The organism is Pseudonocardia hispaniensis, assembly GCF_042658695.1.
Classification (GTDB): domain Bacteria; phylum Actinomycetota; class Actinomycetes; order Mycobacteriales; family Pseudonocardiaceae; genus Pseudonocardia; species Pseudonocardia hispaniensis.
The window spans coordinates 62,114-73,763 of record NZ_JBHSQW010000009.1; the positions used below are offsets into that span (position 1 = coordinate 62,114).

The window sequence follows — 11,650 nt, forward strand, 5'->3', positions numbered from 1 at the left end:
GCCAGCGGCCACTAAACGGGCAGCGAATGGACCAGATCGACCACCCGGGTCAGGACATCGGGATCGGTCTGCGGCAACACTCCGTGACCGAGGTTGAACACATGCCCCGGCGCGCGGCGGCCCTCGTTCACCACCCGCCGGACCTGGGCGTCGATCGACTCGCGGTCGGCGAACAGGACCGCCGGATCGAGGTTGCCCTGCACCACGCACGCGCTACCGGTGCGGTGGGCGGCGACGTCGAGTGGGACCCGCCAGTCGACTCCGATGACATCGGCGCCGGCCTCGGCCATCGCGCCCAGCAACTCGCCGGTGCCCACCCCGAAGTGGATCCGCGGCAGCCCCGCATCAGCGAGCCCGCGCAGCACGGCGGCCGAATGCGGCAGGACGTACTCCCGGTAGTCCCGCTCGGACAGCGCCCCGGCCCAGGAGTCGAACAACTGGACCGCATCGACGCCTGCCGCGACCTGAGCCCGCAGGAACGTCGAGGTGAGCTCGGCGAGCCCGGCCAACAGCGCATGCCATGCCTCGGGAGCCGAGTACATCAGCGCCTTGGTGCGCTCGTGGTGCCGACTCGGCCCACCCTCGACGAGGTAGGAGGCGAGCGTGAACGGTGCGCCGGCGAAGCCGATCAGCGGCGTCTCCCCCAACTCCGCGAGCAGCAGCCCGATCGCCTCGGTGACCGGCGCGACCTGTTCCGGGTGCAGCGTCGGCAGCCGTGCGACGTCAGCCGCGGTGCGCACCGGGTTGGCGACGACGGGCCCGATACCGGGCACGATATCGACGCCGATACCGGCCGCGGCCAGCGGAACGACGATGTCGCTGAACAGGATCGCCGCGTCGACCCGGTGCCTGCGCACCGGCTGCAGGGTGATCTCGCAGACCAGGTCGGGAGTCGAGCAGGCCTCGAGCATTCCGGTGTCGGCGCGCAACGCGCGGTACTCCGGAAGCGACCGGCCCGCCTGGCGCATGAACCACACCGGCAACCGCGACGGCCGGCCGCCACGGGCGGCCACCAGGAACGGTGCGGTGGTGAGATCGCGTCGCGGCGATTCGTCGACGTTCACGGCGGGGACGACCATTGGCGGGAGGACGGAGTCGGAGAGGGCAGCCATGGCTCCACCATCCTCCCATGCGACTGTTGGGGATGTCCGAGCGGATCCCGGCGCGCCTGTCCCCGGGCGCCCGATCTGCGACCTAGAGTCCCCGCTCGTGTCCGAAGCGACCGCCCCTCCACCCTCGTTCCGCCGAGCGGTTGCGTCGCTGTCCGCCGTCCGGCCCAGACCCGAACTCGTGACCGCCGTGCTGGACGCCCCCCCACGGCTGGCGCCCCATTCATGGGCACTGCGCGTCGAGGCCGATATCGGGCATCGCGGCGACGGCCAGGACGACCTCGACGCGCCCGACACGTTCGGCACGCTCATCCTCCTGCACGATCCGGCCGGGCAGGACCGGTGGGCGGGCACCTTCCGGCTGGTCTGCTTCGTCCAGGCGCGGCTGGAACCCGAACAACCCCGCGACGACCTGCTGCCGGAGATCGGATGGTCCTGGCTGACCGAAGCCCTCGCCCACTCCGGCGCCGCCCACTCCGCGCTCGGCGGGACGGTGACGCAGGCGTCCTCGGTTCGGTTCGGCGACATCGCGGGCCCCCGGTCCGACGACCTGGAGATCCGGGCGTCCTGGACCCCGACGGACGACCCGACGGCCCTCGGCCGACACGCCGAGGCGTTCTACGCATTGGTCACTTCCGCGGCCGGCCTACCCCCGGTGGACGTTCGACCGCTCACATCGCGACCGGGGTAAGCACGCGCCTACCTGCGGTTTCGTTGCAAACAGCGACGACAGATCACCCGTTCGTGTAGCGAGAGGTCGACAACGTTGTAACTTTCACCCGCAGAAGTTCGATCGGATACACGACGTTAGACCGCTTGGGGGGCTAGGCTTTCCTCCACGACACCTCCTCGAGCGGTCGGGCGCAACTCTCGGTCGGCCGAGGATCTGGTGCCGGTCGGGGGGCAACGACCGACTCCAGGGAGGTAAAGGACGTGGCCGTTGTTGGCCAGGGCGCACCTGTACGGAGCTCAACTGGGGCCGTGCTGTCGCCCGCCATGGTCCCGCATCCGCGGGAAGAGTTGTTCTCTGTGCTGGTGGTCGACGATCACCCACTGCTGCGTGAGGCGATCGCCGCGCGGCTGCGCTCGATGGGGGCAGGTACGGTGCACGAGGCCGCCTCGGTGGCCGAGGCCCGGGCCCGAGCGCAAGCCAACGGGCCCTGCGACCTCGCGATCCTTGATCTGAGCCTGCCGGACGGCAGCGGCTTGGATCTCGTCACCGAGCTGCGCGCGATGGGCTGGACCCGGCTGGTGGTGCTGGCCTCCTCGGACGACCCGTACGCCGTTCGCTCGGCTTTCCAGGCCGGCGCCCAGGCGTATCTGCTGAAGTCCGCTTCCCCATCGGTCGTGACCGACGGCGTCAAACGGGTGCTCGACGGCGGCGTCTATGCCGACCCGACCGTCGCACCGCTGCTCGCCACGGGCACCCGGGTACCCGGCACCGACAACACGCCGCGCGAGCTGTCGGCACGCGAGGTCGAGGTCCTTCAACTGGTGGCGGACGGGCAGTCGAACAAGGAGATCGGCGAGGCCCTGAACCTGTCGGCGCTCACGGTCAAGAGCCACCTTTCGCGGATCGGCCGCAAGCTCGGCACGGGTGACCGCGCGCAGATGGTCGCGCTGGCGATGCGGGCCGGGGTCATCCGCTGATTTTGAACCGCGCTTCCGATCGCACCGCCACGGCAGCGGCGGAACCGATTCCGCTGCTCCGACCGGCGGATGGGCTGCCGTCGGTCGTCACCGCCGACGGGGAGCTGCGCCGGGCGGCGGAGCAACTCGCTGCGGGCAGGGGTCCGGTCGCCGTCGATGCCGAACGGGCGTCCGGTTTCCGCTACTCGCAACGCGCCTACCTGGTGCAACTGCGCCGGGACGGGGCCGGCACCACCCTCGTTGACCCGATCCCGTTCGGCAGCGACCTCTCCCTGCTGGCTTCGCCGCTGCGGGAGCCGGAGTGGGTTCTGCATGCCGCGTCCCAGGACCTCCCGTGCCTGGCCGAGGCCGGGCTGGTCCCCACTCGGCTGTTCGACACCGAACTCGCGGGCCGGCTCACCGGGTTGCCGAGGGTGGGCCTCGGCCCACTGGTCGAACAGCTGCTGGGGCTGCGTCTGGAGAAGGGCCACGGTGCCGCCGACTGGTCGCGCCGCCCACTACCCGAGGACTGGTTGGTCTACGCCGCACTCGACGTCGAGGTGTTGCTCGAGCTGCGTGACGCGCTGATCGGGCTGCTCACCGAACAGGGCAAGCTCGAATGGGCCGAGCAGGAGTTCGAGGCCATCCGGACCGCGCCGCCGCCGCCCCCCCGGTCCGAGCCGTGGCGGCGCACATCGGGCATCCACAAGATCCGCAAGCCTCGCCTGCTGGCTGGGGTGCGGTCCCTCTGGCAGGCCCGCGACCGGCTGGCCGCCGAGCGCGACGTCGCCCCCGGCCGAGTGCTGCCCGACACCGCGATCGTCGAGGCGGCGCTTGCCGCGCCGGGGTCGCCACAGGCGCTGGCGGCGCTGCCGGTGTTCCGGGGACGGTCGCAACGCAGACTGACGGACTACTGGTTCACCGCGCTCGCCGACGCAGCCGCGCTGCCTCACGATCAGCTGCCCCGCCCGACCGCGCCCAGCGACGGCCCTCCGCCGGTGGCACGCTGGTCCGACCGCGATCCCGACGCCGCGGCCCGCCTGGCGGCGGCCCGCGCCGCGCTCGCCACGCTCAGCCAGGAACGGTCGGTCCCCGTGGAGAACCTGGTGCAGCCGGACCTGCTACGCCGCGTCTGCTGGAGTCCGCCGGCCGATGGCGATGTCGCGGCGGCGCTGAACGCAGGCGGCGCCCGGCCCTGGCAGATCGACCTCGCCGCTCCCCTGCTGGAGCAGGCCCTGCAGGCCCGCGCCTGACCCGCCCGTCCCTCCCCGCGAGTCGCGGTATTTCCGTCCGCGAGTCGGGGTATTTCCGTCCGCGAGTCGCGGTATCTCCGTGCGCGAATCGGGACGGCCCAGGCTCCGGCCGGAATTCGCTCTGCGTCGCCGTTCCCGGTCGTGGCTCGGCTCGATACCCGTGCTCGATAGCGGCTCACCACTGGTCCTCGTGCCTCGCTGAACGAGCCACCCGCAGTCACTGAGGGCCTACGATGCGCACCAACAGCTCTGCGTCCGGCCGGACGGCCTACCTCGTCCTCGACGATCGCTGAGGCAGCGGGCCGTCGGACGTTCCGGCTCCGCCGCGACGGAGGACCTCGCCTGCACCCGGTTGCCGTCGACCGCGATGGAGCCGCAGACGACTGGCCGGGTTGATCTGAACCGGATCGGTGACGAGAAGTCGGCCCAGCTGCGGGCCGATGTCGGCCGGACAGCTTCGAGCGGCTGCGACAGCTCGCACGAAGCTGGGCTGCCGGTGCCCGTCTCGGCACACCACCACGTCCCACCGGTCGGCTGCCCGCGAGTCGACCGCGCGAATACCCCGACTCGCGGACGGAAATACCCCGACTCGCGGACGGAAATACCGCGACTCGCGGACGGAAATACCCCGACTCGCGGGTTAGCGGAGCCGGACGGTCACCGTGAGTCCACCGCCGGGGACGGGTTCGGCGCGCACGCTGCCTCCATGCGCCGCCACCACGGCCCGCACGATCGACAGGCCGAGTCCGGAACCGGGCACCTCCGCGGTTCGCTCGCGGGGCCCGCGCCGGAACGGCTCGAACAGCTCCGCCACCGCGTCGGGCGCGATCTCCGGACCGCTGGAGGCCACCCGTAGCTCGGCCCGGCCGTCGGTCCCGATGGCGGTGCAGACCTCGACCCAGCCACCGGTCACGTTGTGCCGGACCGCGTTCTCGATCAGGTTGCCGACCACCCGCTCGAGCAGCACCTGGTCGCCGGTCGTCGGGGCCGGGCACCCGTGCAGGCGCACCCGAAGGCCGCGCAGGGCCGCGTCCTTCGCCGCGGTCGCCACCCCTGCCCGGGCCAGCTCGGCAAGGTCCACCGGACGGTGCTCGATCCGCTCGCCGCCCTGGGTCTGCGCAAGCAGCAGCAGCCCACCGACGAGGGCGTCGGCGCGCCGCGCGGCCGCCCGCACCACCTCGCCCATCCGGCGCAGCTCCGCGACCTCGGCATCCGGGTCGGCCAGTGTGACGTCCACCTCGGTGTGCAGCACGGCCAGCGGGGTGCGCAGCTCATGACCGGCGTTGGCGACGAAGCGGCGCTGCGCGTCGAACGCCGCCTGCAGCCGGTCGAGCATCGCGTCGAACCCGGCGGCAAGCTCGGCGACCTCGCCGCGGGCGTCGCGCAGTCCGGTTCGTTCGTCCAGCGACTCCGCCGACAACCGCCGGGCGGTGGCCGTCATGGCGTGCAGCGGCGCCAGCACCCGACCGACCAGCACCCACGACACCAGCCCCGCGGCCGCCACGACCATCGGGAACGCGATCAGCCCCGCTCTCAGCACCTCGGCCCGGGCAGCCGCACCGATGGCCTCGCTCACCTGCTCGGCAGGGACGTCGAGGTGACCCACCCGCACCGTGCTCCCCGGAGGAAGCGCGGGCACCGCGCGGGCCACCCCACCGACGAGCAACCAGCCGAGCCACAGCAACAGCCCGCTGACCGACGCGACGAGCACCGTCGCGAGCAGCGTCAGCCGGGGCCGAAGCCCGTAGCGGCGCCACCGCGAACGCTGCGGCCTGTCCACGGCCTACCCCGCGGCCGGAACCCGGTAGCCCGCACCGACCACGGTCTCGATCACCGCAGGTTCGCCGAGCTTCTTGCGCAGGGTCATGACGGTGACCCGGACGGTGGTGGTGAACGGGTCGGCGTTCTCGTCCCAGACCCGCTCCAGCAGCTCCTCGCTGCTGACCACGGCGCCGCTCGCGCCCAGCAGCACCTCCAGCACGCCGAACTCCTTGCGGGTCAGCTCCACCGGGCGCTGGGCCCGGTGGACCGTGCGCCGGGCCGGGTCGAGCTCGAGATCACCCGCCACCAGCAGTGGCGGCATGGCGGGGGTGGCCCGGCGGGCCAGCGCCCGCAGCCGGGCGACCAGCTCCGGGAAGTCGAACGGCTTGGCCAGGTAGTCATCGGCGCCGCGGGACAGGCCGTCGACCTTGTCGGCCAGGGTGCCGCTCGCGGTCAGCATGAGCACCCGGGTGGTCGTCGGCGACGAGACGACCTCGGCACACAGCTCGTCGCCGGACAGCCCGGGCACGTCGCGGTCGAGGACGACCACGTCGTAGCGGGTGACCGCGATCTTCTCCTGCCCGCTCGACCCGTCGTAGGCGATGTCGACGGCCATTCCCTCCCGACGCAGCCCGCGGGCGATCGCGTCGGCCAGGGCCCGCTCGTCCTCGACGATCAGCACGCGCATCAGCGCGACTGCTCCTCCGGTTCGGTCGCGGGCTCGGTCACACCCGGCTCCGGCGAGCCGATCTTGCAGCCGGCCACCGCCGCGGCCCATTCGGTCACCCGGCGGGCGACGTCCTGCCCGGTCAGCCCGACCATCGCCAGCACATCGGCCCGGTTGCCGTGCTCGAGGAACTGCTGCGGCAGCGCCAGGTCACGCAGCGGAACGTCGACCTCGGCGGAGCGCAGCGCATCCGCCAGCGCCGACCCGAATCCCCCGTGCCGTCCGTTGTCGGTGACCGTGACGACGAGCCGGTGTGCGCGGGCGAGCTCGACGAGCACCTCCGGAACGGGAAGCACCCAGCGCGGGTCGACCACGGTGACCCCGACGCCCTGGCGGGCCAGGCGCTCCGCGGCGGCAACCCCCAGCTCGCCGAACACGCCGACACAGACCAGAAGGACCGACGGCGGCTCGCTCTCAGGGGGGTCCACGAGCACGTCGACCCCCTCGATACGCCGCACCGCCGGCACCGACTCGATCACCGGCCCCTTCGGGAAGCGCAACGCGGTCGGGCCGTCCTTGACCGCGACCGCCTCGGCCAGCTCCTCGCGCAGCGTCGCCGCGTCGCGCGGGGCCGCGACCCGTATTCCGGGAACGATGCCGAGGACCGAAAGATCCCACATCCCGTTGTGCGAGGGCCCGTCGTTTCCGGTGACCCCGGCCCGGTCGAGGACCAGGGTGACGGCGTGGCGGTGCAGCGCCACGTCCATGAGCAGCTGGTCGAACGCCCGGTTGAGGAACGTCGAGTAGATCGCGACGACGGGGTGCAGGCCACCCTGGGCGAGGCCGGCTGCGGAGGTCAGGGCGTGCTGTTCGGCGATCCCCACGTCGACACAGCGGTCGGGGTAGGCCTCGGCGAACGGCGCGAGGCCGGTCGGCCCGAGCATCGCGGCAGTGATCGCGACGATGTCCTTGCGCCGTTTGCCGATCGACACCAGTTCCTGGGCGAACACGCTCGTCCAGCCCCGCTGCGGCGGCCCGATCGGCAGGCCGGTCTCCGGGTCGAACGCCGCCGGGCTGTGCATCTGCTCGGCCTGGTCGTTCTCCGCGGGCGGATAGCCGTTGCCCTTACGGGTCACGGCGTGCACGATCACCGGCCCCCCGAAGTAGCGGGCCCGGCGCAGCGCCGACTCCATCGCTGCGATGTCATGTCCGTCGACCGGCCCGAAGTACTTCAGCCCGAGGTCGGAGAACAGCCGTTGCGGGCTGACCGCGTCCTTGATCCCGGCTTTGATCGCGTGCAGCCCGGCGTAGATCGTGTCCCCGACGACCGGTGTGCCGCGCAGTGCCTGCTTGCCCGCATCGAGGATGCGCTCGTAGCCGGGCTGCAGCCGCAGCGTGGCCAGCCGGTCCGCGAGGCCGCCGATCGTGGGCGCGTAGGAGCGGCCGTTGTCGTTGACGACGATGACGATGTTGCGATCCTTGCTGGCCGCGATGTTGTTGAGCGCCTCCCAGGCCATGCCTCCGGTGAGCGCGCCGTCACCGATCACCGCGACGACATGGCGGCGCTGGCCGGTCAGGGCGTAGGCGCGAGCCAACCCGTCGGCCCAGGACAGCGACGTCGAGGCGTGGCTGTTCTCGACGATATCGTGCGCGCTCTCGGCGCGGCTGGGGTACCCGGACAGCCCGCCGGTCTTCTTGAGCCGGTCCCAGCCCTCCCGGCGGCCGGTGAGCATCTTGTGCACATAGGCCTGATGGCCGGTGTCCCACACGAGGGTGTCACGTGGCGAGTCGAACACCCGGTGCAGCGCGATGGTCAGCTCGACGACACCGAGGTTGGGCCCGAGGTGCCCACCGGTCCGGGACACGCTCGCGACCAGGAAGCGGCGGATCTCGGCCGCCAACTCGGTCAACTCGTTCGGCCCGAACCGTTTGAGGTCGGCTGGATCGCGGACGGATCGCAACAGGCTCACGCGGCTACTGTACGACCGCGGGGATCTTCTGACAGCAGGACGCGAGGCCGGAGCGGTCGGCGGGTCCCTCAGCCGGCCCGCCGGGCCGCGGGGACGTCGGCCGGTCCGGCGATGCGCACCGTGTTGCGGCCAGCGTTCTTGGCCGCATAGAGGGCGGTGTCGGCGTTCGCGAGCATCCGGTCGAGGTCGGCGCCGTCGGCAGCGGACGTCGCGCCGCCGACCGAGATGGTCAGCCCGGCGAGTCTTCGTGAGCCCTCCGGGGTGTCGACGGTGACGCTCACAGCGGCGATCCGGCGCCGGATCCGCTCGGCGATGGCGTGCAGCTCGCGGCGCCCGTTCCCGTCGCGCGCCATCGTGGGAACCAGCACCACGAACTCCTCGCCCCCGAAGCGACCGACCAGGTCCTCCTCCCGCACCTCGGCCCGCAGCGCACCGGCGACCGCGGCGAGCACCTCGTCGCCTACCAGGTGACCGTGGGAGTCGTTGACGGTCTTGAAGTGATCGAGGTCGGCGATGAGGATGGCGAACGCGCCCCGGCCGCGCCGGGCCCGGTGGACCTCCTGCTCGGCGCGGGCTCGCCAGGCCGCGGCGTTGAGCAGCCCGGTCTTGGCATCCGTGCTGGCTTCGGTCTCGAGTTGACGGATGCGGACGGAGCGGTGCAGCACCAGCAGTGGCGGCAGCACGAGCACCACCAGCACCGGCCGGGTGGTCAGCACGATCGCGGCGAGCGCACCCAGGCACAGCGTCGCCACCTCGAGTACGTTGTCGTCCCCGTGCCCCAGCACGGTGGCGCGCTCGACCCGGCCGGTGCTGGCCACGATCGCCAGCGCCACCAGCACGGTGTTCACCAGGGCGTAGACCACCACCGCCAGGACGATCGTGCCCAGCCCCGCCGCGCCCCCCGACTCGTCGTGCAGGCCCCCGGAACCGGCGACGGCGGCGTGCGCGGCCTGCGCTGCGAGCAGCACCGTGGCGGTGGTGAACAGATGCCGGTGGAGCGGCACCTTCGCCGGCCGCCAGACACGCCACCACAGATGCGCGTAGATGCCGAGGATGACCAGGGCCGCCGAGGTGGGCGGCAGCAGCACCGCGGCGGCGAACGTCCAGACCGAACTGAGATCGAAATAGGAGGTGTCGGCCGATCGGCGACGGATCCGCTCGATGCCGGTCGCGATCTCGGTGTGCACGATCCCCAGCGCGAGCAGGAGGGCGGTGAGCCCGAGCGCCCCATTGGCCTCCTCGGTCCCGGCCGCGCTGAGGGCGAGCAGCGCGATCGCCGTGGCCTCGACGAGGACCACCAGGAGGATCGCGAGTGGGCGCAGCGTCCCGAACGGCCAGCGGACGGCTGTCGATCGGCCCTGCGACGGGGCGAGGGTCGAGACCGCGGAAACCACCGGCCCCCCTCCCCGTCGCTCTCCAATTGGACCTGAGCCTAGAGAGACCCGACCCGGGTGTCAGCGCGACAGCGATCGCCCGAGTGAGTGGACTCACCGACCGCTGCATTACGGATCGTGATTGCCCTACCCCGAAGAGTGGGAGCGAGCGAGGGGAAACGGCGCGTGCGGGGTTGCTCCGCGTTCGGGGAACGGGGAACGTGGGCCACTCTCGGCCGCGCGGAGGGCGAGGTGCCAGGCGACGGTGCGCTCGATCCCGGTGCGCAGACCGATCCGAGGCCGCCAGCCCAGGGCTCGATGGGCGAGACCGGGGTCAGCGACCAGGTCGCGTTCCCGGGCGCGGTCGGGTTGGCGGCCGAACCCGGGCTCGACGTCGGCGCCGATCGCGGCCGCGACCATCGAGACGATCTCCCGGATGGACACCAGCGTCCCAGAGCCGATGTCGATGACCTTGCCCAGCGCACCGGGCTCGACCGCGGCGGCGACCAGGGCGTCGACGACGTCGTCGATGTAGACCCAGTCGATCCGCCGGGTACCGCCGCTCAGCGCCGGGGCCACCTCGTCGAGCAGGCTGTTGATGACATACGGCAGCAACCGATGGGTGTTCGGTTCCGCCGGGCCGTAGACGTGCGCGAGGCGCAGGACCACCACCGGGAGCCGCCACAGGTCCCGAAACAGCGCGGCGTAGGTCGTCGCGGCCACCTTCGATGCGGCGTACGGGGAATGGGGGCCGACCCCGTCGGGCGCAGCGCCGGCCTCCTCCACGGATCCGGCGAGCACGACACGACAGCCCGCCACGGCGGTGGCGGCGGTCATGATGTTGACAGTGCTGAGGAGGTTGTCGTAGAGCATCGGCACCACGACATCGAGGGCGCGGGTGCCTTCGGCGCGGCTGGCCAGGTGGACGAGGACGTCAGGCCGCACCTGGTGGACCAGCCGCTGCGTCGCGGCCGGGTCGGCCAGGTCCACCCGCCACCACCCCACACTCGGCGTCGACGGTGGCTGCGCGCGGGTGGTGGCGTGCACCTGCGCGCCGATGGCCTCGAGTCGACCGATGAGATGACGGCCGATGAACCCGCCGCCGCCGGTGACCAGGTAGCGCAGCGACCCGGGAGACTCCCGCCCGGGCGGCCGCTCGGAGGGGGTGACATGGAGGGGGGAATCAGACATGGACAAGCCTCGATGGAGTACGGCGCGTACCGGATGCGCCATCGGATGAAGGGCCCGCCGCCGGGTGAGCGGCCGGACCGGTCGGCGGCGATGCCGGCGGGTACCCGACGATCAGCGGCCCCGCGGTGCAGCCGTGGCCGGTCGATGTCATGCGGAACGGCCCCGCGCCTGACCCGCGTCGGGTTCCGCGGTGTTGACCAGCAGGAAGTAGGCGTAGCGTTCGTCCAGCTCGTCGCGGGGCACGAGGTGCACGTACTCCGGTCGCAGGCCGCAGCGCTGGGCGAGCTGCCAGAACGCCGGGATGGGGTAGCTGGTCATGCCCGCCGGTCCGAATCGGTAGGACCGCCCGCGTGGCTTCGTCCGCCAGCTCCCGGTGTCGTACTTGATCTGGATCAGCGCGAGTCCGCCGGGGGCGAGCAGGCGGTGGGCGATGCGCAGGATCCGCTCGCCGTAGGCCGGGGTCGGGAGGAGCTCGAAGACGTAGAAGCTCAGGAATGCCTCGCACGGACCGGGGATCGCCTCGAGGGCCGCTTCCGGCGCGGCGACGTCGATCAAGACCGGGCGGAACGGGGTGTCGCAGACGCGCGCGACCTGGCGTTCGCATTCGCGCAGGCTCTCTGGGGAGACGTCGACGCCGATGAACTCCCGTGCCTGTGGGGCGAACGCCACGGCGTTCGCCCCACCCCCGCAGCCCCAC

10 protein-coding genes are annotated in these 11,650 nt (G+C 72.2%); 3 read left to right on the plus strand and 7 right to left on the minus strand.

Annotation, left to right across the window (positions count from 1 at the left end):
• Positions 1–11 precede the first annotated feature (11 nt).
• Positions 12–1,079 (minus strand): uroporphyrinogen decarboxylase, encoded by a 1,068-nt coding sequence (gene hemE, locus ACFQE5_RS03505; RefSeq protein WP_379583227.1) that lies wholly within the window; start codon positions 1,077–1,079, stop codon positions 12–14.
• Between the two features lie 130 nt (positions 1,080–1,209).
• Between hemE and ACFQE5_RS03510 the strand changes: the two genes are divergently transcribed.
• The 3 genes from ACFQE5_RS03510 (at position 1,210) to ACFQE5_RS03520 (ending at position 3,991) form a co-directional block, all read left to right on the plus strand.
• Complete coding sequence (locus ACFQE5_RS03510) at positions 1,210–1,800, plus strand: DUF3000 domain-containing protein (protein WP_379582683.1); 591 nt, start codon at positions 1,210–1,212, stop codon at positions 1,798–1,800.
• 305 nt (positions 1,801–2,105) lie between these two features.
• Positions 2,106–2,759: a response regulator gene (locus ACFQE5_RS03515; protein WP_379583229.1), complete on the plus strand. Its 654-nt coding sequence runs from the start codon at positions 2,106–2,108 to the stop codon at positions 2,757–2,759.
• A 2-nt stretch (positions 2,760–2,761) separates the two neighbouring features.
• On the plus strand, positions 2,762–3,991 hold the full coding sequence (locus tag ACFQE5_RS03520; RefSeq protein WP_379582685.1) for an HRDC domain-containing protein: 1,230 nt from the start codon (positions 2,762–2,764) through the stop codon (positions 3,989–3,991).
• 640 nt (positions 3,992–4,631) lie between these two features.
• Here ACFQE5_RS03520 and ACFQE5_RS03525 read toward each other — a convergent pair.
• From ACFQE5_RS03525 to ACFQE5_RS03550, 6 genes are all read right to left on the minus strand, one after another.
• Positions 4,632–5,771: a sensor histidine kinase gene (locus ACFQE5_RS03525; RefSeq protein WP_379582688.1), complete on the minus strand. Its 1,140-nt coding sequence runs from the start codon at positions 5,769–5,771 to the stop codon at positions 4,632–4,634.
• Between the two features lie 3 nt (positions 5,772–5,774).
• Positions 5,775–6,440 (minus strand): response regulator transcription factor, encoded by a 666-nt coding sequence (locus tag ACFQE5_RS03530; protein ID WP_379582691.1) that lies wholly within the window; start codon positions 6,438–6,440, stop codon positions 5,775–5,777.
• Positions 6,440–8,389, minus strand: coding sequence for a 1-deoxy-D-xylulose-5-phosphate synthase (gene dxs / locus ACFQE5_RS03535; protein ID WP_379582693.1), 1,950 nt, complete (start codon positions 8,387–8,389; stop codon positions 6,440–6,442). Before dxs ends, ACFQE5_RS03530 begins: the two co-directional genes overlap by 1 nt.
• 68 nt (positions 8,390–8,457) lie before the next feature.
• Positions 8,458–9,783 carry a GGDEF domain-containing protein gene (locus ACFQE5_RS03540; RefSeq protein ID WP_379582695.1) on the minus strand — a complete coding sequence of 442 codons (1,326 nt, stop codon included), beginning with the start codon at positions 9,781–9,783 and terminating at the stop codon, positions 8,458–8,460.
• A gap of 126 nt (positions 9,784–9,909) precedes the next feature.
• Positions 9,910–10,953, minus strand: coding sequence for an NAD-dependent epimerase/dehydratase family protein (locus ACFQE5_RS03545; RefSeq protein WP_379582697.1), 1,044 nt, complete (start codon positions 10,951–10,953; stop codon positions 9,910–9,912).
• A 147-nt stretch (positions 10,954–11,100) separates the two neighbouring features.
• Positions 11,101–11,650: class I SAM-dependent methyltransferase (locus tag ACFQE5_RS03550; RefSeq protein ID WP_379582699.1), on the minus strand; the 550-nt coding region annotated here is incomplete at its 5' end.